Below are 23,140 nucleotides of genomic sequence, written 5' to 3'. Positions count from 1 at the left end.
TCCCCAGCAAGCCCTCCACCTGACGTAACCGCTCACGTCGTCGGGCTGATCACCCCTGCCCTGAAGATCCCACGACCTGACCGGGAGTTCGCCCTCGTGGCCACTTTCCTCTACAAACTCGGCCGCCTCGCCTTCCGGCGACGGCACTTCGTCGCCCTCCTGTGGGTGGCCCTGCTGACGCTCGCGGGCGTCGGCGCGGCCAACGCGCCCGCCGCCGGATCGACCTCCTTCTCCATTCCGGGCACGGAGGCACAGAAGGCCTTCGACCTGCTGGAACAGCGTTTCCCCGGAGCCAGTGCCGACGGCGCGACCGGGCGCGTGGTCTTCAAGGCGCCCGAGGGCGAGAAGATGACGGACGCCGCCAACAGGGCAACCGTCGCGAAGACCGTCAAGGAGCTGGGCGACGGCTCCGAGGTCGTCTCCGTCACCGACCCGTTCACCACCCACGCGGTCAGCAAGGACGGCACGGTCGCCTACGCGTCGGTGCGCTACGACGCCCCCGCCATGGAACTGAAGGACGCCACCCGCAAGGCCCTGGAGCAGGCCGCCGACGACGCCCGGGACACCGGGCTGACCGTCGACGTCGGTGGTGACGCGCTCCAGGCCGGGGCCGAGCCCGGAGCCATCGGCGAGGTCGTCGGACTCGCCATCGCCGCCGTCGTCCTGGTCATCACCCTGGGCTCGCTGGTCGCGGCGGGCCTGCCGCTGCTGACGGCGATCATCGGCGTCGGGATCGGCGTCTCCACGATCACCGTCCTCGCCAAGGCGCTCGACCTCGGCGACACCACCTCCACCCTCGCGCTGATGATCGGCCTCGCGGTCGGCATCGACTACGCGCTGTTCATCGTCTCCCGCTACCGCGCCGAGCTGGCCGAGGGACGCGAGCGCGAGGAGGCGGTGGGCCGGGCCACCGGCACCGCGGGTTCCGCCGTGGTCTTCGCGGGCCTCACCGTCGTGATCGCGCTCGCCGGTCTCTCGGTCGTCGACGTGCCGATGCTGACCAAGATGGGTCTCGCCGCGGCGGGCACGGTCGTGATCGCCGTCCTCATCGCGCTGACCATGATCCCGGCGCTGCTCGGGTACGCGGGCCGCAAGATCCGTCCGGCGGGGGAGAAGCGCAGGAAGTCTCCCGGGAAGCCGGCCGGGAAGCCCAACCTCGGCACCCGCTGGGCGAGCTTCGTCATCCGCCGTCCCGCCGCCGTGCTGCTGCTGGGCGTGCTCGGCCTCGGCGCCGTCGCACTGCCGGTCAGCCAGTTGCAGCTGGGCCTGCCCGACGACGGCTCCCAGTCGACGTCCACGACCCAGCGCCGCGCCTACGACCTGCTCTCGGAGGGCTTCGGGCCCGGCTTCAACGGACCCCTGATGATCGTGGTCGACGCCAAGGACAGCGACGACCCGAAGTCCGCGGCCGCCACGGTGACGGACGGCATCAAGGGCCTCGACGACGTCGTCACGGTCACCCCGGCGACCTTCAACAAGGCCGGTGACACCGCGACCATCACGGTCGTGCCCGACTCCAAGCCGTCCTCGACGCAGACCGAGGACCTGGTGCACGCCATCCGCGCCGACGTGGCGTCCAAGGCGGACGCGGACGTCCTGGTCACCGGCACCACCGCGATGAACATCGACTTCTCGCAGAAGCTCTCGGACGCCCTCGTCCCGTACCTGGCCCTGGTGGTCGGCCTCGCCTTCCTCCTGCTGATCGTGGTGTTCCGCTCGATCCTCGTCCCGCTGAAGGCGGCCCTCGGCTTCCTGCTCTCGGTGCTCGCCGCGCTCGGAGCCGTCGTCGCGGTCTTCCAGTGGGGCTGGCTCGGCGGTGTGCTCGGCGTCGAGGAGACCGGCCCGATCATGTCGATGATGCCGATCTTCATGGTCGGCGTGGTCTTCGGCCTGGCGATGGACTACGAGGTCTTCCTCGTGACCCGCATGCGCGAGGCGTACGTCCACGGCGAGTCGCCGAGCCAGGCCGTCGTGACCGGGTTCAAGCACAGCGCCCGGGTCGTGGTCGCCGCCGCGGTCATCATGATGGCCGTCTTCGGGGGCTTCATCAGCTCCAGCGAGTCGATGATCAAGATGATCGGCTTCGGTCTCGCGATCGCCGTCTTCTTCGACGCGTTCGTCGTCCGCATGGCGATCGTCCCCGCGGTCCTCGCCCTCCTCGGCCGCCGCGCCTGGTGGCTGCCGAAGTGGCTGGACCGCGCGCTGCCCGACGTCGACGTCGAGGGCGAGGGACTGCGCACCCGGGCCGAGAAGGACGCGGACCCCGACGAGGACCGGGAGCTGGTCCGCGTCTGACACGCGCGGTGCGAGCGGGCAGGGCCGGTGGGGGAGGCGCCCTCACCGGCCTTTGTCTGCCGTGGACCGGCCGAGATAGGTGACAGGACCGGGATCCGGCACGTCGATCTCGTGGAAGCCGAGACGGTCGTAGAAGGCGCGCGCGGGCGTGTTGGCGGACAGCATGCACAGGTGCACGGCGGCCACGCCCCGCTCGTGCAGCGCGCGCAGGAAGGCCTCCATGAGCGCACGCCCGTATCCGCGTCCCTGCCAGTCGGGGAGCAGGTCGATGTGCAAGTGGGCCGGATGGGCGGCGACTTCGGGCACGAGCATCCGCTCGGGGCGGTGCAGCAGCGCGACGATCTCCTCGTCGGGAGTGCGCGGCTCATGGCGGGGCTCCGGATAGCGGTCGGCCACGAGGGGCAGCCACTTCGCGCGGTACTCCGCGACGAACCGGGGCGTGTCGGCGGTGCCCAGGACGTATCCGACGGCCTGCCCCGTCCCGTCGTCCAGTACGAAGGCCAGTTCCGGTTCGAGGTGCACGTACGGTGCCGCGAAGGCCGTCGGGAAGACGCCGGGGTCGGCGTAGTGGGGGCGGGCGTCCTGGCCGGCGTGCGCGGTGCGGACGCAGATGTCGTCGACGGCGTCGCGGTCCTGGGGGCGGTAGGGGCGTATGACGGGAGTCGAGGTCATCGCAGCATCCTGCACCACGGGAGGGGGAGCGGTCCCGCAAACCTGGTCGCGTGGCTCGTACACCCACCGCTAGCGTGGCGGGCATGACGACCGCCGACGCCGCCCACCCCCGTTTCGCCGAGGCCCTGCGGGAGCTGGGACTCGACGAACTGAACGCCAGGATCCGCCGCTTCCCGGACGCCACCCGTACCGCCGCCGAGGCCGCCGCGGCCGTCGGGTGCGAGCTCAGCCAGATCTGCAAGTCGCTGATCTTCGCCGCGGACGGGGTGCCGGTGCTGGTGCTCATGGACGGGGCCTCCCGCGTCGACCTCGAACTCGTCCGGCGGGAGCTCGGCGCCGCCAAGGTCACCCGGGCCCGCGCCGACGTCGTACGGGAGACGACCGGCTACGCCATCGGGGGCGTGCCGCCCTTCGGGCACCGTACGAGGACGCGGGTGCTCGCCGATCGTTCGCTGCTCGACCACGACCTCGTCTGGGCCGCCGCCGGCAACCCGCACGCCGTGTTCCCCATCCCGCCGGGAGACCTGATCGCCCACGCCGGCGCCACCCTCGTGGACGTCCGCGAGCACACCGCGTGACGCCGCTGGTCACCGCTGCCGTACTGCTCGCCGCCGTCACGCACGCCGGCTGGAACGCCATCGCGCACCAGATCACCGACAAGCTCGTCGGGTTCACGCTGATCGCGGGCGGGGGGATGCTCATCGGGCTGGCGATGATCCCGTTCACGGCGGCCCCGGCCGCGGACGCCTGGCCGTATCTGCTCGCCTCGGCCTGCGTCCACATCGCGTACTACGCACTGCTGATGAAGTCGTTCCGGCTCGGCGACTTCGGGCAGGCCTATCCCATCGCGCGCGGTACCGCCCCGCTGGTGGTGACGGTGCTGGCAGCCCTGTTCGCCCACGAGGTCCCCGACGGGTGGGCGGCCGCCGGAATCGCCCTGTCCTGCGCGGGACTTGCCGGGGTCGCGCTGTGGGGGCTGCGCGGCCGCCGTCCCAACTGGCCCGCGATCGGAGCCGCGTCGGCGACCGGGCTGACCATCGCCGCGTACACCGTCGTCGACGGGCTCGGTGTGCGCGCCTCCGGCTCCTCGCTCGGGTACATCGCCTGGCTGATGGCGGTGCAGGGCGTGGTGATCCCGGCGTACGCCCTGCACCGGTGGCGCGGTGAATTCGCCGCCGTCCTCAGGCCGTTCGCGGGCGTCGGGCTGCTCGGCGCCGCCCTCTCCGTGGCCGCGTACGGACTCGTCCTGTGGGCCCAGACCAGGGCGGAACTCGCGCCGGTCGCGGCCCTGCGCGAGTCGTCGATCATCGTCGGCGCGGCCATCGGCGCCGTGTTCTTCAAGGAGCGGTTCGGGGCGCCGAGGATCGCGGCGGCCGGGCTGCTCGTGGTGGGCATCGGGCTGATGCTGCACGCCGGTTGACCGTCCGTCCCGGAGGTCTTGCCGAGCGCGGCCCGCTCTCTCCCTCCCGTCCGCGGAGTCCGGCGGCCGGCCCCCGTGCATCGGGATGCCGGAAGGAGCACTCTGGAAGCAGACGTTTCCGGAGGTGACCGTCATGACGCACACCGCTGTGGGATGGCATGTGGAGCTGGAGTTCCGGGAGGACGAACAGCACACGGAGGCGGCCGCGCTGGTCCGGCTGCCCGACGGGACCGAGATACGGGCGCACGGGCACGCCAGCCGCCACCGCAGCGACCCGAATCAGCCGCGGGTCGGTGAGGAGGTCGCGGGGGCGCGGGCGCTGAACGAACTCGCGATGCAGTTGCTGACCAAGGCGCACGACGAGATCGACGAGGTGTCCGGACGCAGGTCCCACTCGATCAACGTGTAGCCGTCACAGGGCCGCCCGTACCGCCCTGACCAGAGCCTGCGCCCTGGGGTCCGCCGTGACCGTCTTGCGGAAGCCGTTGGTGACGTAGCCGAGGGCGACCCCGGTCTCCGGGTCGGCGAAGCCGAGGGAGCCGCCGCGGCCGGGATGCCCGAAGGAGCCCGCGCCGAGGAACGGCGAGGCGCTGCCGTGCAGCATGTAGCCGAGCCCGAAGCGGGTGTTCACCATGAGCACCCGGTCCGGGCCCGCCGACTCCTCGCCGCGGGCGCGTTCGACGGTCGCCGGTTCGAACAGCCGTACGCCGTCGACCTCGCCGATCATCGCCGCGTAGACGCGCGCCAGCCCGTCGGCCGTCGCGATCCCGTTGGTCGCGGGCAGGGCGCTCGCCCGGTACTCCGGTGCGTTCTGGTCGGGGAAGGGGGTGATCGCGGCGAAGGCGCGGCGGGTGAGGGAGCCGGGGTCCTCGTACGCCTCGGTCACGGACCGCTTGGGGCGGGCGCGCAGCCCGCCGACGGGCTCCGGTCCCTCGACCCGTCCGACCCGCCCGGTCCGCCCGGCGGCCTCCTCCTCCGCGGGCAGCCCGAGCCAGAACTCCGCCCCCAGCGGCCCGGCGATCTCCCGCGCGATCCACGCGCCCGCGCCGAGCCCGGTCACCCGCCGCACCAGCTCGTCCAGCATCCAGCCGTACGTCAGGGCGTGGTAGCCGTGGTCGGTGCCGGGCTCCCAGACGGGGGCCTGCGCGGCGACCGCCTCGGGGCCCTTCAGCGGGTCCAGGGCCTCCTCGGGGGTGAGCGGCCGGTCGAGCACCGGCAACCCGGCCCGGTGGTTCAGCACCTGCCGGACCCGCACCTGCTCCTTGCCGCGCGCCTTGAACTCGGGCCAGTACTCGGCCACCGGCGCGTCCAGGTCCAGCTCCCCGCGCTGGTGCAGCATCAGGGGTACGGCGGCGGCGACACCCTTGGTCGCCGACCGCACCACCTGTGCGGTGCCGTGCCGCCAGGGTTCGGTGCCGTCGACGTCCCTGGTGCCGGCCCACAGGTCGACGACCTTGCGCCCGTCCCGGTACACGGCGACCGCCGCGCCCCGGTCCCCGAGCGCCACGAAGTTCCGCGCGAACACGTCCCTGACCGGCTCGAAGCCCTCGGCTACTGTGCCGTTCACGTCCACGCCGTACTCCTCCTGCTGCCGCCCGGGGCCTTGTCCGGTGTCCCTCTCAGCCAAGCAGAATCGTCACGTCGATGTTCCCGCGGGTCGCGTTGGAGTACGGGCAGACCTCGTGGGCCGCGTCCACCAGTTTGGCCGCGAGGCCGGCGTCGAGGACCGGCAGGGAGACGCTCAGGGCGACCGCCAGGCCGTAGCCGCGGTGCTTGTTGGGGCCGATGCCGACCTTCGCGGCGACCGTGGAGCCGGTCAGGTCGTAGCCCTCGCGGTTGCCGACGAGGATCAGCGCGTTGTGGAAGCAGGAGCTGTAGCCGGCGGCGAAGAGCTGCTCCGGGTTGGTGCCGTTGCCGTCCCCGCCGAGCGCCGGAGGCATCGCGACCTTCAGCTCGATCTGGCCGTCCTGGCTGGTGACGAAGCCGTCCCGGCCACCGTGGGCGGTGGCCTCGGCGACGTACATGATCTTCGTCGGCCGGGTGTCGACGGCGGTTTCCTCAAGCATGGCTGGTCTCCCCCCGGAGAGGTGCGCGCAAGTACATCGTGCACAAGGTACCGGCCGGTAGGTCGGCACCGGATGACCAGGGGGTGGCAACCTCGGATAACAGAAGGTCAGCGGGGGCGCTCGGCCGCCGCCTCCGCCCGTTGCGCCAGCCGCCACAGCTCCTCGCGCAACCGCGCCGCCTCCGTGCCGTCGAGCGCCGTGGCCTCCAGCAGCGCGCCGGGGACGCGCGCCGCGCGCTCCCTGAGTTCCTCCGCGCGTCCCGTGCAGCCGACGAGCACCGAGCGCTCGTCGGTGGCCGCGCGCTCCCGGCGCACGAGCCCCGCCGCCTCCAGCCGCTTGAGCAGCGGCGACACGGTGCCGTAGTCCAGCCGCAGAGCCCCCGCGAGCTCCTTCACGCTCATCTCCCCGTGCTCCCACAGCACCAGCAGCACGAGGTACTGCGGGTAGGTGAGCCCCAGCTCGTCGAGGAGCGGCCGGTACGCGGCGGTCACCGCGCGCTGGGCCGCGTACAGCGCGAAGCACAACTGGTCGTCGAGCAGCAGTGATCCGGCGTCCTCTTGGTTCGTCACGCGCCCATTGTCACGGACCGCGGATCGAATCCGAAGGGCAACTCCAGCCGGTGGGCGCGCATCAGCTCGTCGTCCGCGAGGAGTTCGGCGGTCTTCCCGTCCGCGGCGATCGTGCCCTCGCTCAGGATCAGCGAACGCGGGCACAGCTCCAGCGCGTACGGCAGATCGTGCGTGACCATGAGGACCGTCACGTCCAACGAGCGCAGGATGTCGGCCAGTTCACGGCGGGAGGCCGGGTCGAGGTTGGAGGAGGGCTCGTCCAGGACGAGGATCTCGGGCTCCATGGCGAGCACGGTCGCCACCGCCACCCGGCGCCGCTGGCCGAACGACAGGTGGTGCGGGGGCCTGTGCGCGAAGTCCGCCATGTCGACCCGCTCCAGAGCGGTACGCACGCGTGCCTCCAGCTCGGGCCCCTTCAGCCCGGCCGCGGCCGGCCCGAACGCCACGTCCTCCCGCACGGTCGGCATGAAGAGCTGGTCGTCGGGGTCCTGGAAGACGATCCCGACCCGGCGCCGGACCTCGGCCATGTGCTCCTTGCCCACGGGCAGCCCGGCGACCTTCACCGTGCCCACCCCGCCGCTCAGGATGCCGTTCAGGTGCAGCACCAGGGTCGTCTTGCCGGCGCCGTTCGGGCCGAGCAGCGCGACCCGCTCGCCGCGCGCGATCGAGAAGTCCACGCCGAACAGGGCCTGGTGCCCGTCGGGGTAGGCGAAGGCCAGTCCGGTCACTTCGAGGGAAGCTGTCACAGGGTCCATCCCAACACGCAGACGACGAGGGCGGCGACGGGCAGCGCGAGGGCGTACGACCACTGCGCCCGGGACGCGGTCACCTCGTCGATGACCGGCATCGAGCCGGCGTAACCGCGGCTGACCATGGCCAGGTGCACCCGCTCGCCGCGCTCGTAGGAGCGGATGAACAGCGCGCCGGCCGACTTCGCGAGGACACCCCAGTGCCTGACACCGCTCGCCGCGAACCCCCGCGACTCCCGCGCGATCCGCATCCGCCGCATCTCGTCGGTGATGACATCGCCGTAGCGGATCATGAAGGAGGCGATCTGGACGAGGAGCGGCGGGAGCCTGAGCCGTTGCAGGCCGAGGAGCAGTTCGCGCAGTTCGGTGGTGGAGGCGAGCAGCACCGACGCGGCGACGCCGAGCGTGCCCTTGGCGAGGACGTTCCAGGCGCCCCACAGGCCGCTGACGCTCAGGGACATCCCGAGCACCTCGACCCGCTCGCCCTCCGCGACGAACGGCATGAGCACCGCGAACGCCACGAACGGCACCTCGATCAGCAGCCGCTTCAGCAGGAAGCCGGCCGGGACGCGGGAGGCGTACGCGACGAGGCCCAGGAGGACGGCGTACAGGCCGAACGCCCACATCGCCTCGCGCGGGGTCGAGACGACGACCACGACGAAGGCGAAGGCGGCCGCGAGTTTGGTGTGCGGCGGCAGGGCGTGCACGGGGGAGTGCCCGTGCCGGTACAGCCGATGTGCGTGCCCGGCCCCCATGTCAGACGCTGCTCGTGCTCGCCGGTGAGACGTCGGCCGTACGACGCCTGCGGACCGCCCAGAAGACGCCGGTGCCCGCGACCACGGTCACGCCGACGCCGATCACGCCCGCCAGCCCCCCGGACAGGCGGGCGTTCCCGACGTCCTTCACGCCGTAGTCGGCGAGCGGGGAGTCCGCCGTGGCGTGCTTCTCGGTCTTCGCGTCGATGCCCTTGTCGGCGGCGACCTTCTCCAGACCGTCGGGGCTGGCGGAGGCGTAGAAGCTGACGAACCCGGCGAGGACCAGGGAGGCGACGAGCCCCGTGATCCAGACCTTGCGGGGGGAGCGGGCGGCGGCCGGCGCGGTGTCCGGCACGTCGACCAGCTCGCCGCCGACCCGCAGCTTGAGCTTCTGCCGGAGCCCCCGCGCGCCGTACACCAGGTCGGGGCGTACGGCGACGACGGCACCGACCGTCAGCGCGGTGATGGCCGCCTCGCCGATGCCGATGAGGACGTGGACGCCGATCATCGCGGTGGCGACCTTGCCGATGGAGACGTCGGTGGTGCCGCCGACGGCGTAGATCAGGGTGAAGGCGGCGGCCGCGGCGGGCACGGAGAGCACGGCGGCCACGAAGGAGGCGGCGGTGATCGCACCGCGCCTGCGCGGAAGCACCTTGACCAGCCCGCGGAAGACGGCGTACGCCACGACCGTCGTGACCACGGCCATGTCGGTGATGTTCACGCCGAGCGCGGTCAGGCCGCCGTCCGCGAACAGGATGCCCTGCATGAGCAGGACCACCGAGACGCAGAGGACACCGGTGTAGGGGCCCACGAGGATCGCGGCCAGCGCACCGCCGAGCAGATGTCCGCTGGTCCCCGCGGCGACGGGGAAGTTCAGCATCTGCACGGCGAAGATGAACGCCGCGACCAGGCCCGCCAGGGGAGCGGTGCGTTCGTCGAGCTCACGGCGGGCACCGCGCAGGCTCACCGCGACGGCGGCCGCGGCGACGACTCCGGTCGCTGCCGAGAGGGGGGCGTCTATGAATCCGTCAGGGACATGCACCGTTCGATGATAGTGGCTTGTTGCGAACTCTTTGCAAGAGAGTCGCGCCACGAACAGCACATCGCGGGCTTTCGGCCCCGGGGGCGGAATGCAGGAAATGTGCGACGCTGGGGAAGGAATGGATGCACAGCTTCCGCACAGGTTACGCAGCGTGAGAGGGCCGTCACGATGTCTGTAGTCGAACAGTACGCGCGAGCCCACATCGTTTCGGACGCGGACATCGCGCAGGACGAGTCGGTCCCGGTGGTCCTGCGCTACGACCCCGACACCGACCCGCGCTCGGTACGGGTCGGCCTGCCGGGCACCCACGAGTGGACCTTCTCGCGGGCGCTGCTGGAGCAGGGACTCAGGGCCCCGGCCGGCAGCGGCGAGGTGCGGGTGTGGCCGTGCGGACGGGTGCAGGCCGTGCTGGAGTTCCACTCGCCGCAGGGCGTGTCGGTGGTGCAGTTCGAGCAGAAGGCCCTGCTCAGGTTCCTGCGGCGGACCTACATGGCCGCCGCACCCGCCGCTCCCGCCGCACCCGTGGTGCGCCGCTGACGCCGGCCTAGCCGCCCAGCTTCAGCAGGGCCGCCACGATCGGGCCCGCCGTGTCGCCGCCGTGGCCGCCCGCCTGGACCACGCCCGCGGCCGCGAGGTCGCCCCGGTAGGCGGTGAACCAGCCGTTCGGCTTCTTCTGGCCGTCCACCTCGGCGGAGCCGGTCTTCGCGCCGACGTTGCCGTACACCCCGGACATCGCCTCGGCCGCCGTGCCGTAGCCCGCCGTGTACGCCATCAGCTCGCGCAGCTGCGACAGCGTGCCCGAGGACATCGTGCGCGAGGCGGTGGCCAGCGTGCGGTGGTCGACGCTCGGGGACACCAGGTAGGGCTGCCTGAAGGTGCCCGACTGGACGGTGGCGGAGACCGACGCCATGTTCAGCGGGTTCATCCGGACCCCGCCCTGGCCGATGAGCTCGGCCGCCTTCTGGGCCGCGCTCTGCACCGGCACCGACCCGTCGAAGGACGGGACGCCGATCGCCCAGTTGTTCAGCGACAGACCGAAGACCTGCTGGGCCTGCTCGGTCAGGCTGTCGTTGTCCAGCTTGCCCGCCTGGCTGATGAAGGCGGTGTTGCAGGAGCGGGCGAAGCTCGCCTTGAAGGTGCCGCCCTTGATCTCGAACTTGTCGTCGTTCTGGAACTTCCAGCCGCCGTACGTGAAGTACTTCGGGCAGGGGTGCTCCTTGTCCGCCGAGGCGAGGCCCTTCTCGATCAGCAGCGAGGAGGTGACGACCTTCATCGTGGAGCCCGGGGCCAGGGAGCCCTGGAAGGCGGTGTTGAAGCCGTGGCTCGCGTTGGCCACCGCGAGGATCTCGCCGGTCGACGGACGCAGGACCACGACGGAGGACCGCGCCCGCTTGGCGACCTGCGCCTCGGCCGCCGCCTGGAGCGTCGGGCTCAGGGTGGTCTTCACGGTGCCCGGGGTGCCCTTGCTGAGCTCGACCAGGGTCTTGTCGGACGACTTGCTGTCCTTCGCGCGGATCACCCGCAGTTCGACGCCCGCCTTGCCGCCGGCCTTCTTGCCGTACTTCTCGCGCAGCCCGTCCAGGACCGTGCCGAGCGAGGGGTACCTGTCCTCGGTGATCTCGCCGCCGTCCCGGTCGACCGCCTTGATCGGCGGGGTCCCGGACTCGCCGGTGACCAGGGTGTCGCCGTCCTTCAGGTCGGGGTGGACGACCGAGGCGGTCCAGTCGACCTGCGGCTTCCCGGTGGCGGTGTCACGGACGACGGTCAGCGAACTGGCGTACGCGAGCGGCTTGCTGATGCCCTTGTACGTCACCGTCGCCTTCACGGAGAAGGGGACCTTGCCGCCGGTGCGGGTGCCCGGGGTGAGGGTGACGCCGGTGATGCGGGCGTCCTTGGTGTAGCCGGTGAGGAGCGCGGCGGCGGCCTTCGTGTCGCTGGTCGCGGCGGCCGCCGCGGTCACCTTGCCCTGCTGCCAGGAGGTCAGGAACGTGGTCGCGGTGGTGGTGACCTCGGCCGCCGACAGCGGACCGGTCTTGACCTTCGGCTTCTGGTCCTCGGCGGCGGACGTGTTCTGCGTCCGGTCGTCGGCCGCGGCCCCGGCGCCGTACAGCGCGTAGCCGCCGAGGCCCGCGCCCGCGACGGCCACGGCGATCAGCCCGCCGACCACGGCGGGCCTGGTCTTCCGTCGCTCGGCGACGCGCCTTCTGTTACCCACGACTTACGCTTCCTCCGCGCTGTTCCCAGGGTCCCCGTTGCCCTCATCCATCCCAACGACGGCAACAGACTAGAGTCCCTGCCCTGCGCGGGTGACGTCAGCCCGCGGCTCGTAGCACAGCTGCGACAATCGGGCCCGCCGCGTCGCCGCCGTGGCCGCCCTCCTCGGTCATGGCCGCCGCCGCCACATCGTTGCGGAAACCGGTGAACCAGCTGTTGGACGCCTGCTGTCCGTCGACCTCGGCGGACCCGGTCTTGGCACCGATGTCCCCGCCCAAACCGGCCATCGCCCTGGCCCCCGTGCCCTGGGTCGCCGTCAGCCGCATCATCTGCCTGAGCTGGGAGGCGGTGTTGTACGGCAGCCCCTTGGCGGTGGCCAGCTCGCGGTCGTCGAGCTTCGGCGAGACGAGGTAGGGCTGGCGGAAGGCGCCGGTGATCGCGGTGGCCGTGACCGACGCCATGTTGAGCGGGTTCATCTGGACCTGGCCCTGGCCTATCGCGTTGGCCGCGCGGTCCGGGCCGCTGACGGCGGGAACCCTGCCGTCGAAGGAGACGATGCCGGTCTTCCAGTCCTCGCCGATGCCGAAGCGGTTCTGCGCCTCCAGCGTCAGCGACTCGTCGGTGAGCGGCTTCTCGTCGATGAGCTTGATGAAGGCGGTGTTGCAGGACCGCATGAAGCTGTTGGCGAGGGTGGCGCCCTCGTTGGGCTCCATGCCGGTGAGGTTCTTGAAGGTCTGCCCCTGCCACACGGCGTCGGGCGGACAGGGCGCAGGGCCGTTCATCGAGGTCACGCCGTTGTCGATGAGCATCGCCGCGGTGATGATCTTCATGGTGGAGCCGGGGGCCTTGGTGCCCTCGAAGGCCGCGTTGAAGGCGTCGGTGCGGTTGTTGGCCACGGCCAGCACCTCACCGGTGCTGGGCTTGACGGCGACGACCGACGACTGGCGGTACAGCTTCACGGCCTTCTCGGCGGCCGCCTGGGCGGTCGCGCTGAGCGTAGTCTCCAGCTTGCCCGCCCTGCCCTCGGACAGGGTGAGCAGCGAGGTGTCGGGCGTCTCGTCGGGGTGCTTGATGACCAGCTCGACACCGGGAGTGCCGCCGGCCTTGTCCCCGTACTTCTCGCGCAGCGCGTCCAGGACCGGGCCCAGCGAGGGATACTTCTCCTTGGTCAGCACCTTGCCGTTGCGGTCCACCGCCTCGATGGAGGGGTTCGCGGACTCGCCGGTGACCAGCCGGTCGTCCCGCTGAAGCTTCGGGTACACCACGGAGGGCTGCCAGTCGACGAGCGCCTTGCCGGTGGTCACCCCGCGCACGACGGTCAGCTCGCTGCGGTACGCCAGCGGCTTCGACTTGCCGTCGTACGACACCGTCGCCCTCACGCTGTACGGCACGGTGGCGCCGGTCGCCTTGCCGGGCGTGATCCGCACCTGGCCGATGTGGGCGTCCGTACCGTAGGCCGCCAGCAGGACCTCGGCCGCCGTGCCGTTGTTCGTCAGCGCGGCCGCGCTCGCCGCGTCGCCCTTCTGCCAGGCGGCGAAGAAGTCCTTGGAGGTCTTCTCGATCTCGTCGGCGGTGGGCGGCCCGCTCCGCTTGGCCTCCCCGACCCCGCCGCTCCCGTCGTCGCTCAGCGCCGAGACGAAGTTGTACGCGCCGTACCCGGCCCCGCCGACCATCACGGCGAACACCGTGCTGACGACAGCGACCTTCACCCCCTTGGCCATGGTGTGGCCCCCTCCCCGTGTTCCCCGTTGTTGTGGGCAGCCTAAGCGGGAGGTGTGACAAGCGGGGTGAGAGTTTCCCGATTCGTCGGGACGGGTGCTCAATCACATACGTGAACACCCGTCCCCTAGACCCAGGTGTCCAGCCACATCCGCGACCTCCAGTCGTCGATCGGGATGCTGGTGCCGGTGTACAGCGGCCAGAAGTAGATGAAGTTCCAGGCGATCAGGAGGACCAGCACGCCTGCCGCCGTGGCGCCCGCCACGCGGCGGGTGTCGGAGGCGCGGGGCGGTCCGACGAGGGCGCCGACGAGCATCGCGACGGCCAGACAGAGGAAGGGCAGGAAGACGATCGTGTAGAAGAAGAAGATCGTCCGTTCCTGGTAGTTGAACCAGGGCAGGTACCCGGCCGCGATACCGCAGGCGATGGCGCCCGCCCGCCAGTCGCGGCGGAAGAACCAGCGCCACAGGACGTACAGGATCGCGAAGCAGGCCGCCCACCACAGCAGGGGCGTGCCGATGGCCAGGACCTCCCGGGCGCACTTCCCGCCCGCGTCGACCGGGCAGCCGTCGGTGCCGGGCGCGGGGGACTCGTAGAAGTACGAGACCGGGCGGCCGTCGACGATCCAGCTCCACGGGTTGGACATGTACGTGTGCGGCGAGGACAGGCCGACGTTGAACTTGTAGACCTCGTGCTCGTAGTGGATCAGGCTGCGCCACCAGTCGGGCAGGAAGGTCCAGCTGCCGCCCTTGCCGTCGGTCGCCGCCCAGTTGCGGTAGTAGCCGCCGGTGCCGTCCGCGGGGGAGAGGATCCAGCCGATCCACGAGGTGACGTAGGTGACGACCGCGACCGGCACCATCGCCAGGAACGCGATGCCCAGGTCGTACTTGAGGACCGCCTCGTAGGGGCGCCGGGCGCCCGCGACCCTGCGGGAGCCGACGTCCCACAGCACCGTCATGACGCCGAACGCGATGAGGAAGAACAGCCCGTTCCACTTGGTGCCGATGGCCAGGCCAAGGAGCAGGCCCGCGAGCCAGCGGTAGGGGCGCCATCCCAGGCGCAGGGTGTCCGCGACGTGCGCGTCGGGGCGCACGAGGCCGTGGGAGTCGACCGGCAGCGCGGCCGCGAGTTTCTCCCGGGCCCGGTCGCGGTCGATGACCAGACAGGCGAACGCGGCCAGCACGAAGAACATCAGCACGCCGTCGAGCAGGGCGGTCCGCGCCATCACGAAGGCCAGGCCGTCCACGGTCATCAGCGCGCCCGCCAGGCAGCCGAGGAAGGTGGAGCGGAAGATCCGGCGGCCCACCCGGCACACGATCAGCACCGACAGCGTCCCCAGCAGCGCCGTCATGAACCGCCAGCCGAACGGGTCGAACCCGAACATCAGCTCGCCGAGCCCGATGACGTACTTGCCGACCGGCGGATGCACCACATAGGCGGCGTCCGTCGGCAGCGCCACATGCCCGTTCGAGGACAGGATCTGGCTGTCGACGTTCTTGCCCCAGCTGAGCTCGAAGCCGCGGTGGACGAGCGCCCACGCGTCCTTGGCGTAGTACGTCTCGTCGAATATCACCTTCTTGGGGCTGCCCAGGTTCCAGAACCGCATCACCCCCGCCACCAGCGTCACCAGCAGCGGCCCCAGCCAGCCCGACCAGCGCGTGACCCGCTCGGCGAGCGCCCCGGGCACGCCCAGGACCTGCCACATCCGGGGACTGGGTGCCACGAAGGGCGGGACCAGGCGCTCGCGCACGTCGCCTCTGGCCTCGGGCGCGTAGCCGAAACGGCGCAGCCTCTGCTGCCACGACGGCCGCCGGTCCTGGGGGGCCTGGTCCTGCCGGGTGTCCATGGAGGACGCGGTACTGGTCACCGCGCCATCGTAAGGAACGGCGCTGTGTGAGTCCCGTGCATGGGCGGATGCGTCCGGTTCGGGGCGCTGCTGGGAGGATGGGGAGGTGACTGGAACCCTTGTCCTCGCAGGCACCCCCATCGGCGACATCGCGGACGCCCCACCCCGGCTCGCGGCGGAACTGACCGCGGCCGACGTGGTCGCGGCCGAGGACACCCGGCGGCTGCGGCGGCTGACGCAGGGGCTCGGCGTGACGCCCAAGGGGCGGATCGTGTCGTACTTCGAGGGCAACGAGGCCGCCCGCACCCCCGAACTCGTCGAGGAACTCCTCGGCGGCGCCCGCGTGCTGCTCGTCACCGACGCCGGGATGCCGTCGGTGTCCGACCCCGGGTACCGGCTGGTCGCCGCGGCCGTGGAGAAGGACGTCCGGGTCACCGCCGTACCGGGACCGTCCGCCGTCCTCACCGCGCTCGCCCTGTCCGGGCTGCCCGTCGACCGGTTCTGCTTCGAGGGGTTCCTGCCGCGCAAGGCCGGCGAGCGGCTGTCGCGGCTGAGGGAGGTCGCCGAGGAGCGGCGCACCCTGGTGTACTTCGAGGCTCCCCACCGGCTCGACGACACCCTCGCGGCCATGGCCGAGGTGTTCGGCGCGGACCGGCGGGCCGCCGTGTGCCGGGAGTTGACCAAGACGTACGAGGAGGTCAAGCGGGGGGCGCTGGGCACACTCGCAGAGTGGGCCGCGGACGGGGTCCGAGGGGAGATCACCGTCGTCGTCGAGGGGGCGCCCGAGAAGGGGGCCGGGGAGATCGACGACACGGAACTGGTGCGCCGGGTGCGGGTGCGCGAGGAGGCGGGGGAGCGGCGCAAGGAGGCGATCGCCGCCGTGGCCGTGGAGGCGGGCGTCCCCAAGAGGGTGGTGTTCGATGCGGTCGTCGCCGCGAAGAACGCCCCCTCCCCGGGTGCCGGACGAGGTGGGTCACACCCCCTCTGAGCAGGGCGCATGACGTCTGAGCGTGCGCCCCATGTGCTCGCAAAGCGGTGTCCCGGAATGCAAAGCTCCACGGGGTCGGACGGTCCGGTTCGGCAAGGAAAGTCCAAATCGGGTCCAACAGTCGACAGGCCTGTCGCCATCGGCTCCCGGGAGGCGTCCACTGGGGTGAGGGACGTACCCGTCCTTCGAACCAGCGGACACACAGGAGCTGGCATGAGCGAGATCGCAGGGCACCCCGGTGCCACGGCCGTGGTCAACGAGTCCTACTCCTTCGCCTGCATGCGCTGCGGGCACGGCTGGGAGCAGTCGTACGCGATAGAGCACCACGTCGACGGCGACGGCAGGGAGTTCGTGCAGTACGTGGTGGACGGACGGGTCGTGCCCTCTCCGCTCTCCCGGCCCACCTGCGCGAACTGCGACCACCACGTCGTACGGATCATGCGGCCCGGCCGGGTCGCCGCCACCCGGGACGCCGACCACCACCGGCACCGCACGCCCGCCGCCGGGCCCGTGGAGGCACCGGCGCCCGGGGACCCGGTACGGGAGCCGGGCGAGGAGCACCACTGGCACCTGGCCGACCTGCTGCACGTCTTCCAGCGCAAGGCGAGCTGACCGCACCGGAACCCGGGCGGGCATGCCCCTTTCGTAGGATCGGGGCATGCCTTCGAACAGCCCCCGCGAGAAGAACGCGGCCCCGCCGCTCCCGGAACCGCTGCGGGTACCGGTCGCCGACTCCCACACCCACCTGGACATGCAGGACGGGACCGTGGAGGAGGGGCTCGCCAAAGCCGCGTCGGTCGGGGTGACCACGGTCGTCCAGGTCGGCTGCGACGTACGGGGCTCCCGCTGGGCCGCCGAGACGGCGGCCCGGTACGACGCCGTCCACGCCACCGTCGCGCTGCACCCCAACGAGGCGCCCCGGATCGTCCACGGCGACCCCGACGGCTGGTCCCGGCAGGGCGCGCGCCGGGCCGGCGGCACCGGGGCGCTCGACGAGGCGCTCGCGGAGATCGACCGTCTGGCCGCACTCCCGCAGGTCAAGGGCGTCGGCGAGACCGGCCTCGACCACTTCCGCACCGGGCCCGAGGGCAAGGAGGCGCAGGAGGCGTCCTTCCGCGCCCACATCGAGATGGCCAAGCGGCACGGCAAGGCGCTCGTCATCCACGACCGCGACGCCCACGACGACGTGCTGCGCGTCCTCAAGGAGGAAGGTGCCCCCGAGCGGACCGTCTTCCACTGCTACTCCGGCGACGCGGAGATGGCCGAAGTGTGCGCCCGCGAGGGCTACTTCATGTCCTTCGCCGGCAACGTCACCTTCAAGAACGCCCAGAACCTGCGGGACGCGGTGGCCGTGGCCCCCCTCGAACTCCTCCTCGTGGAGACCGACGCGCCCTTCCTGACGCCGGCGCCGTACCGCGGACGGCCCAACGCCCCCTATCTCATTCCGGTCACGGTGCGCGCCATGGCCGCCGTGCGCGGCATCGACGAGGACGCCTTGGCCACGGCACTCGCCGCGAACACCGCACGCGCCTTCGGGTACTGACCCCGTCGAACGTAACTCCGGGTAGCCGCGCCGCTTTGGAGAGTGACGGTCGCTCCGCTAGGTTCTGTGGGCCCGATCCGGACCCCTCTGGACCCCTCGGCCCCTGGAGCGTGTCGGCGTGAGCAGCTCGCAGTACGAGACGACATACGAGCCGTACGAGTCCTACGGCCCGACCGAGCCGTACGACCCACCGGCGTACGGCGGTTGGGACACGCCCCCCACCGGCCCGCACACCGCGGACACGCTCCCGTACGGGGTGTACGGGACGCCGGTCCCGCCGTACGAGGACACCTACCGGCCCGCCTACGAGGCGCCCGGTTCCGAGCTGCCGACCGTGCCCGGAGTGCGTGCCGGAGCGGGGCGGCGGGCCGCGCGCCGGCGCCGGGCGCGGTACGCGGAACGGCCGGACGGGGCGGCGATGAGACGGCTGCTCCCGCAGGCACTGGTGGTCGCGTTCCTCGCCGGCGGCACCACCGCGTTCGTCGCCAAGGACAAGGCGATCGAGCTCACCGTCGACGGCAAGCCCCGGACGCTGCACACCTTCGCCGACGACGTGACCGAACTGCTCGCCGAGGAGGGGGTCGAGGTGGGGGCGCACGACGTGGTCGCGCCCGCCCCCGGCGAACAGCTCGCCAGCGGCGACGAGGTCGCGGTGCGCTACGGCCGCCCCGTGCGGCTCACGCTCGACGGGCACCGGCGTGAGGTGTGGACCACGGCCCGCACGGTCGACGCGGCGCTCGAACAGCTCGGCGTGCGCGCCGAGGGCGCCTACCTGTCCACCTCGCGCTCCCGGCGGATCGGGCGGGAGGGGCTCGCGCTGGACGTGCGCACCGAACGCTCCGTGACGATCATGGCCGACGGCCGGGCACGGACGATCCGCACGAACGCGGCGACCGTGGCGGAGGCCGTCGAGCAGGCCGGGGTCACGCTGAGCGGGATGGACACCACCTCGGTGGCGCCGGGCAGCTTCCCCCGCGAGGGCCAGACCGTCACGGTGCTGCGGATCACGGGGTCGAAGGAGGTGCGCGAGGAGCAGATCCCCTACCGGGAGCAGCGGAGCGAGGACGACTCCCTCTTCAAGGGCACGGAGGTCGTGGAGCAGGCCGGGGCACCGGGCGTGCGGCGGGTCACGTACTCCCTGCGGACCGTCAACGGGGTGCGACAGAAACCGCGCCGGACCAGGGTCGAGGTGGTCCGGGAACCCCGCACCCAGATCGTGCGCGTCGGCACCAGGCCGATGCCCACCTCCGTGCGGGGCGCGGACCACCTGAACTGGCAGGGCCTCGCCGTCTGCGAGTCCGGCGGCCGTCCGAACGCGGTGGACCCGTCGGGCACGTACGGCGGCCTCTACCAGTTCGACACGCGGACCTGGCAGGGCCTCGGGGGCTCCGGCCGCCCGCAGGACGCACCGGCGGCGGAGCAGACCTTCCGGGCGAAGAAGCTGTACGTACGGCGGGGAGCGAGCCCTTGGCCGCACTGCGGCGGCCGTCTGCAGGGATGAGCGGGCGGGACCGGCGCCCGCCGGCCCGCGGTTAGGCTGTCCACGTGAGCAGCCCCTCCCCAGACTCCCTCCTCGGCCCCGCCGACATCCGCGAACTCGCCGCCGTGCTCGGCGTACGTCCCACCAAGCAGCGCGGCCAGAACTTCGTGATCGACGCGAACACGGTCCGCAGGATCGTGCGGACCGCCGACGTGGGTCCCGAGGACGCCGTCGTGGAGGTCGGCCCAGGGCTCGGCTCGCTCACCCTCGCCCTCCTGGAGGCGGCCGCCCACGTCACGGCCGTGGAGATCGACGACGTACTCGCCTCCGCACTCCCCGCCACCGTCGCCGCGCGCATCCCGGACCGGGCCGACCGCTTCGCCCTGGTGCACTCGGACGCGATGCACGTCACCGACCTCCCCGGCCCCGCGCCGACGGCCCTGGTCGCGAACCTCCCGTACAACGTCGCCGTACCCGTGCTGCTGCACATGCTCGACACCTTCCCGAGCATCGAGCGCACCCTCGTCATGGTGCAGGCGGAGGTCGCCGACCGGCTCGCCGCGGCGCCCGGTTCCAAGGTCTACGGCGTCCCGTCCGTGAAGGCCAACTGGTACGCCGAGGTCAAGCGGGCCGGGTCGATCGGCCGGAACGTCTTCTGGCCCGCCCCGAACGTCGACAGCGGCCTCGTCGCGCTCACCCGCAGGACCGAGCCGATCAAGACGACCGCCGCCAAGCGAGAGGTGTTCGCCGTCGTCGACGCGGCCTTCGCCCAACGCCGCAAGACCCTGCGGGCCGCGCTCGCCGGGTGGGCCGGTTCGGCCGCGGCCGCCGAGACCGCCCTCGTGGCGGCCGGGGTCTCGCCCCAGGCCCGCGGGGAGGCGCTCACCGTCGAGGAGTTCGCGCGCATCGCCGAGCACGCACCGCACAAGGAGCCGGTCCAGCAGTGAGCGTCACCGTCCGCGTCCCCGCCAAGGTCAACGTCCAGCTCGCCGTCGGCGCCGCCCGCCCCGACGGCTTCCACGACCTGGCCAACGTCTTCCTCGCGGTCGGCCTCCACGACGAGGTGACCGTGACCCCGGCCGACGGGCTCCGCGTCACCTGCGAGGGCCCCGACGCCGCCCAGGTCCCCCTGGACCGCACCAATCTGGCGGCCCGCGCGGCGATCGCCCTGGCGGAGCGCCGCGGTCTGGAGCCCGCCGTCCACATCCACATCGCCAAGGACATCCCCGTCGCCGGCGGCATGGCCGGCGGCAGCGCGGACGGCGCCGGTGCGCTCCTGGCCTGCGACGCGCTGTGGGGCACCGGCGCCCCGCGCGAGGAACTGCTCGACATCTGCGCCGAGTTGGGCAGCGACGTGCCGTTCAGCCTGGTCGGCGGGGCCGCGCTCGGAACCGGACGCGGGGAGAAGCTGCGCGCCCTCGACGTCGGCGGCACCTTCTCGTGGGTGTTCGCGATGGCGGAGCGCGGACTGTCCACCCCGGCCGTCTTCCGGGAGTTCGACCGGCTCACCGCGGGCCTCGACGTCCCCGAGCCCGTCGCCTCCGAGCAGCTGCTCGACGCGCTGGCCGAGGGCGACCCGGACGCGCTCGCCGCCGCCGTCTCCAACGACCTCCAGCCCGCCGCGCTCTCCCTCTTCCCGGAACTGGCCGACACCCTCGCGGCGGGCAGTGCCGCGGGCGCCCTCGCCGGGCTCGTCTCGGGGTCGGGGCCGACCACGGCCTTCCTCGCCCGTGACCGCGAGGCCGCCGCGGGGATCGCGGACGCACTGCGCGCCTCCGGCACCTGCCGGGCGGTGCGCACGGCCACGGGGCCGGTGCCGGGTGCGACGGTGATCCGGCCGTAGCGGTCGGACTACCCTGGAGGGTCGATCGATCCCCCTGGGCAGGAGAGAAATGGCCGTCAATCTGGTCAATGTCGAGAACGTCAGCAAGGTGTACGGCACCCGTGCCCTGCTGGACGGTGTCTCGCTCGGCGTCTCCGAGGGCGATCGCATCGGCGTCGTGGGCCGCAACGGCGACGGCAAGACCACCCTGATCCGCATGCTCGCCAAGCTGGAGGACGCCGACACCGGACGCGTCACGCACTCCGGCGGACTGCGCCTCGGGGTCCTCACCCAGCACGACTCCCTCGACCCGGCCGCCACCGTCCGGCACGAGGTCATCCGGGACATGGCCGACCACGAGTGGGCCGGCAACGCCAAGATCCGTGACGTGCTGACCGGACTGTTCGGCGGACTCGACCTGCCCGGCTTCCCGCAGGGCCTCGACACCGTCATCGCGCCGCTCTCCGGTGGCGAGCGCCGCCGTATCGCCCTGGCCAAGCTGCTCATCGAGGAACAGGACCTGATCGTCCTCGACGAGCCCACCAACCACCTCGACGTCGAGGGCATCTCCTGGCTGGCGAAGCACCTGCGCGAGCGGCGCTCCGCGCTCGTGTGCGTCACCCACGACCGGTGGTTCCTCGACCAGGTCTGCACCCGCATGTGGGACGTGCAGAAGGGCGACGTCTACGAGTACGAGGGCGGGTACTCCGACTACGTCTTCGCCCGTGCCGAGCGCGAGCGGATCGCCGCCACCGAGGAGACCAAGCGGCAGAACCTCGTCCGCAAGGAGCTGGCGTGGCTCCGGCGCGGCGCCCCCGCCCGTACGTCCAAGCCGCGCTTCCGTGTCGAGGCCGCCAACGAGCTCATCAAGGACGTGCCGCCGCCGCGCGACAGCAGCGAGCTGATGAAGTTCGCCTCCTCACGGCTGGGCAAGACGGTCTTCGAGCTGGAGGACGTGACCGTCCAGGCCGGGCCCAAGGTCCTGCTCAAGCATGTGACGTGGCAGCTCGGACCCGGGGACCGGATCGGTCTCGTCGGGGTCAACGGCGCCGGGAAGACGTCCCTGCTGCGCGCCATGGCCGAGGCCGCGCGGACCGAGGGCGAGAAGCAGCCCGCGGGCGGGCGGGTCGTCGTCGGCAGGACCGTCAAGCTCGCCTACCTGTCGCAGGAGGTCGCCGAACTCGACCCCGCGGTCCGGGTCCTCGAGGCCGTCCAGCAGGTGCGGGAGCGCGTCGACCTCGGCAAGGGGCGCGAGATGACCGCCGGGCAACTCTGCGAGACCTTTGGCTTCAACAAGGAGAAGCAGTGGACGCCGGTCGGGGACCTCTCCGGTGGTGAGCGGCGCCGCCTCCAACTCCTGCGGCTGCTGATGGACGAGCCCAACGTCCTCTTCCTCGACGAGCCCACCAACGACCTCGACATCGAGACCCTGACCCAGCTGGAGGACGTCCTCGACGGCTGGCCCGGCTCCATGATCGTCATCTCCCACGACCGGTTCTTCGTCGAGCGCACGACCGACCGGGTCTTCGCGCTGCTCGGGGACGCCACCCTGCGGATGCTGCCGCGGGGCATCGACGAGTACCTGGAGCGACGGCAGCGGATGGAGGAGGCCGTGGCCGCCGCGTCCCCGGCCCCCGTGAAGGCCGTGGCCGAGAAGAGCTCCGCCGACCAGCGGGCCGCCAAGAAGGAGCTCCAGAAGATCGAGCGGCAGCTCGACAAGATCTCGGAGAAGGAGACGAAGCTGCACGCGTCCATCGCCGAGAATGCCACGGACTTCGCCAAGGTGGCCTCCCTCGACGCCGAACTGCGGGACCTCGCCGGGGAGCGCGAGGAGCTGGAGCTGCGCTGGCTGGAGCTGGCCGAAGACGCGTGAAGGGACGTGTGAAGGGACGCGTGAAGGTGCGGCACATCGTCCTCGAACGACAGGAAAGCCGGGAATTCAGCACTTCCGGGACACTTC

At 71.9% G+C, this 23,140-nt stretch carries 22 protein-coding genes; 12 read left to right on the top strand and 10 right to left on the bottom strand.

The annotated features are described in order from the left end of the window. Window positions 1–96 precede the first annotated feature (96 nt). Window positions 97–2,295 carry an MMPL family transporter gene (locus M2163_RS22605; protein WP_280894861.1) on the top strand — a complete coding sequence of 733 codons (2,199 nt, stop codon included), beginning with the start codon at window positions 97–99 and terminating at the stop codon, window positions 2,293–2,295. A gap of 42 nt (window positions 2,296–2,337) precedes the next feature. Here M2163_RS22605 and M2163_RS22600 read toward each other — a convergent pair whose 3' ends face one another. Continuing rightward, window positions 2,338–2,967: a GNAT family N-acetyltransferase gene (locus M2163_RS22600; protein WP_280894860.1), complete on the bottom strand. Its 630-nt coding sequence runs from the start codon at window positions 2,965–2,967 to the stop codon at window positions 2,338–2,340. Between the two features lie 83 nt (window positions 2,968–3,050). Between M2163_RS22600 and M2163_RS22595 the strand changes: the two genes are divergently transcribed. From M2163_RS22595 to M2163_RS22585, 3 genes are all read left to right on the top strand, one after another. Then, window positions 3,051–3,545, top strand: coding sequence for a YbaK/EbsC family protein (locus M2163_RS22595; RefSeq protein ID WP_280850999.1), 495 nt, complete (start codon window positions 3,051–3,053; stop codon window positions 3,543–3,545). Beyond that, a complete protein-coding gene (locus M2163_RS22590) occupies window positions 3,542–4,387 on the top strand; it encodes an EamA family transporter (RefSeq protein WP_280851000.1) in 846 nt (281 codons plus the stop codon). Before M2163_RS22595 ends, M2163_RS22590 begins: the two co-directional genes overlap by 4 nt. Before the next feature lie 133 nt (window positions 4,388–4,520). Further along, on the top strand, window positions 4,521–4,796 hold the full coding sequence (locus tag M2163_RS22585) for a DUF1876 domain-containing protein (RefSeq protein ID WP_280851001.1): 276 nt from the start codon (window positions 4,521–4,523) through the stop codon (window positions 4,794–4,796). 3 nt (window positions 4,797–4,799) lie between these two features. Here M2163_RS22585 and M2163_RS22580 read toward each other — a convergent pair whose 3' ends face one another. The 6 genes from M2163_RS22580 to M2163_RS22555 all read right to left on the bottom strand — a co-directional run bounded on the left by M2163_RS22580 (window position 4,800) and on the right by M2163_RS22555 (window position 9,568). Beyond that, window positions 4,800–5,960 carry a serine hydrolase domain-containing protein gene (locus M2163_RS22580; protein ID WP_280854176.1) on the bottom strand — a complete coding sequence of 387 codons (1,161 nt, stop codon included), beginning with the start codon at window positions 5,958–5,960 and terminating at the stop codon, window positions 4,800–4,802. Between the two features lie 46 nt (window positions 5,961–6,006). Next, entirely contained in the window at window positions 6,007–6,453 is a 447-nt protein-coding gene (locus tag M2163_RS22575) for an organic hydroperoxide resistance protein (protein ID WP_280851002.1), read from the bottom strand. Window positions 6,454–6,560: 107 nt separating this feature from the next. Then, complete coding sequence (locus tag M2163_RS22570) at window positions 6,561–7,022, bottom strand: MarR family transcriptional regulator (protein WP_280894859.1); 462 nt, start codon at window positions 7,020–7,022, stop codon at window positions 6,561–6,563. Then, window positions 7,019–7,777 carry an ABC transporter ATP-binding protein gene (locus M2163_RS22565; RefSeq protein ID WP_280894858.1) on the bottom strand — a complete coding sequence of 253 codons (759 nt, stop codon included), beginning with the start codon at window positions 7,775–7,777 and terminating at the stop codon, window positions 7,019–7,021. The genes M2163_RS22570 and M2163_RS22565 overlap by 4 nt, the downstream gene beginning before the upstream one ends. After that, window positions 7,765–8,526, bottom strand: a complete 762-nt coding sequence (cbiQ, locus tag M2163_RS22560) for a cobalt ECF transporter T component CbiQ (RefSeq protein WP_280894857.1) — start codon at window positions 8,524–8,526, stop codon at window positions 7,765–7,767. Before cbiQ ends, M2163_RS22565 begins: the two co-directional genes overlap by 13 nt. 1 nt (window position 8,527) lies before the next feature. After that, a complete protein-coding gene (locus tag M2163_RS22555; RefSeq protein ID WP_280894856.1) occupies window positions 8,528–9,568 on the bottom strand; it encodes an energy-coupling factor ABC transporter permease in 1,041 nt (346 codons plus the stop codon). A gap of 168 nt (window positions 9,569–9,736) precedes the next feature. On the opposite strand from M2163_RS22555, the gene M2163_RS22550 reads away from it, so the two are divergent. Continuing rightward, window positions 9,737–10,105, top strand: a complete 369-nt coding sequence (locus M2163_RS22550; protein ID WP_280894855.1) for an SsgA family sporulation/cell division regulator — start codon at window positions 9,737–9,739, stop codon at window positions 10,103–10,105. Window positions 10,106–10,112: 7 nt separating this feature from the next. On the opposite strand, the gene M2163_RS22545 is transcribed toward M2163_RS22550, so the two are convergent. The 3 genes from M2163_RS22545 to M2163_RS22535 form a co-directional block, all read right to left on the bottom strand. Then, the gene (locus M2163_RS22545; protein ID WP_280894854.1) at window positions 10,113–11,783 is read right to left on the bottom strand and encodes a penicillin-binding transpeptidase domain-containing protein; all 1,671 of its coding nucleotides are present in this window, start codon (window positions 11,781–11,783) and stop codon (window positions 10,113–10,115) included. A 97-nt stretch (window positions 11,784–11,880) separates the two neighbouring features. Then, window positions 11,881–13,503, bottom strand: coding sequence for a penicillin-binding transpeptidase domain-containing protein (locus M2163_RS22540; RefSeq protein ID WP_280851009.1), 1,623 nt, complete (start codon window positions 13,501–13,503; stop codon window positions 11,881–11,883). A gap of 125 nt (window positions 13,504–13,628) precedes the next feature. Next, window positions 13,629–15,368 carry a phospholipid carrier-dependent glycosyltransferase gene (locus M2163_RS22535; protein WP_280894853.1) on the bottom strand — a complete coding sequence of 580 codons (1,740 nt, stop codon included), beginning with the start codon at window positions 15,366–15,368 and terminating at the stop codon, window positions 13,629–13,631. Between the two features lie 85 nt (window positions 15,369–15,453). Here M2163_RS22535 and rsmI point away from each other — a divergent pair, with 85 nt between their 5' ends. The 7 genes from rsmI (at window position 15,454) to M2163_RS22500 (ending at window position 23,053) form a co-directional block, all read left to right on the top strand. Continuing rightward, the gene (gene rsmI / locus M2163_RS22530; protein WP_280894852.1) at window positions 15,454–16,335 is read left to right on the top strand and encodes a 16S rRNA (cytidine(1402)-2'-O)-methyltransferase; all 882 of its coding nucleotides are present in this window, start codon (window positions 15,454–15,456) and stop codon (window positions 16,333–16,335) included. A 213-nt stretch (window positions 16,336–16,548) separates the two neighbouring features. Beyond that, on the top strand, window positions 16,549–16,947 hold the full coding sequence (locus tag M2163_RS22525; protein WP_280894851.1) for a hypothetical protein: 399 nt from the start codon (window positions 16,549–16,551) through the stop codon (window positions 16,945–16,947). Window positions 16,948–16,993: 46 nt separating this feature from the next. Continuing rightward, the gene (locus tag M2163_RS22520) at window positions 16,994–17,878 is read left to right on the top strand and encodes a TatD family hydrolase (protein ID WP_280851012.1); all 885 of its coding nucleotides are present in this window, start codon (window positions 16,994–16,996) and stop codon (window positions 17,876–17,878) included. A 118-nt stretch (window positions 17,879–17,996) separates the two neighbouring features. Beyond that, a complete protein-coding gene (locus tag M2163_RS22515) occupies window positions 17,997–19,379 on the top strand; it encodes a resuscitation-promoting factor (RefSeq protein WP_280894850.1) in 1,383 nt (460 codons plus the stop codon). A 44-nt stretch (window positions 19,380–19,423) separates the two neighbouring features. Then, window positions 19,424–20,305 (top strand): 16S rRNA (adenine(1518)-N(6)/adenine(1519)-N(6))-dimethyltransferase RsmA, encoded by an 882-nt coding sequence (gene rsmA / locus M2163_RS22510; protein WP_280851014.1) that lies wholly within the window; start codon window positions 19,424–19,426, stop codon window positions 20,303–20,305. Then, a complete protein-coding gene (locus M2163_RS22505; protein ID WP_280851015.1) occupies window positions 20,302–21,201 on the top strand; it encodes a 4-(cytidine 5'-diphospho)-2-C-methyl-D-erythritol kinase in 900 nt (299 codons plus the stop codon). The genes rsmA and M2163_RS22505 overlap by 4 nt, the downstream gene beginning before the upstream one ends. A 49-nt stretch (window positions 21,202–21,250) precedes the next feature. Beyond that, window positions 21,251–23,053 (top strand): ABC-F family ATP-binding cassette domain-containing protein, encoded by a 1,803-nt coding sequence (locus M2163_RS22500; RefSeq protein ID WP_280851016.1) that lies wholly within the window; start codon window positions 21,251–21,253, stop codon window positions 23,051–23,053. The last annotated feature ends 87 nt before the right edge of the window (window positions 23,054–23,140 follow it).

Source organism: Streptomyces sp. SAI-135 (genome assembly GCF_029893805.1).
Taxonomy (GTDB): Bacteria; Actinomycetota; Actinomycetes; order Streptomycetales; family Streptomycetaceae; genus Streptomyces.
The sequence above is the reverse complement of the archived record's forward strand: the minus strand, read 5'-3'. Positions and strand labels throughout refer to the sequence as shown.

Excerpts from the sequence above, each read along its gene's own strand:
- M2163_RS22585 (WP_280851001.1), top strand. The coding sequence starts at position 4,521 with ATGACGCACACCGCTGTGGGATGGCATGTGGAGCTGGAGTTCCGGGAG.
- M2163_RS22575 (WP_280851002.1), bottom strand. The coding sequence starts at position 6,453 with ATGCTTGAGGAAACCGCCGTCGACACCCGGCCGACGAAGATCATGTAC.
- M2163_RS22540 (WP_280851009.1), bottom strand. The coding sequence starts at position 13,503 with ATGGCCAAGGGGGTGAAGGTCGCTGTCGTCAGCACGGTGTTCGCCGTG.
- M2163_RS22565 (WP_280894858.1), bottom strand. The coding sequence starts at position 7,777 with ATGGACCCTGTGACAGCTTCCCTCGAAGTGACCGGACTGGCCTTCGCC.
- M2163_RS22600 (WP_280894860.1), bottom strand. The coding sequence starts at position 2,967 with ATGACCTCGACTCCCGTCATACGCCCCTACCGCCCCCAGGACCGCGAC.
- M2163_RS22500 (WP_280851016.1), top strand. The coding sequence starts at position 21,251 with ATGGCCGTCAATCTGGTCAATGTCGAGAACGTCAGCAAGGTGTACGGC.
- M2163_RS22525 (WP_280894851.1), top strand. The coding sequence starts at position 16,549 with ATGAGCGAGATCGCAGGGCACCCCGGTGCCACGGCCGTGGTCAACGAG.
- M2163_RS22550 (WP_280894855.1), top strand. The coding sequence starts at position 9,737 with ATGTCTGTAGTCGAACAGTACGCGCGAGCCCACATCGTTTCGGACGCG.
- M2163_RS22595 (WP_280850999.1), top strand. The coding sequence starts at position 3,051 with ATGACGACCGCCGACGCCGCCCACCCCCGTTTCGCCGAGGCCCTGCGG.
- M2163_RS22520 (WP_280851012.1), top strand. The coding sequence starts at position 16,994 with ATGCCTTCGAACAGCCCCCGCGAGAAGAACGCGGCCCCGCCGCTCCCG.
- cbiQ (WP_280894857.1), bottom strand. The coding sequence starts at position 8,526 with ATGGGGGCCGGGCACGCACATCGGCTGTACCGGCACGGGCACTCCCCC.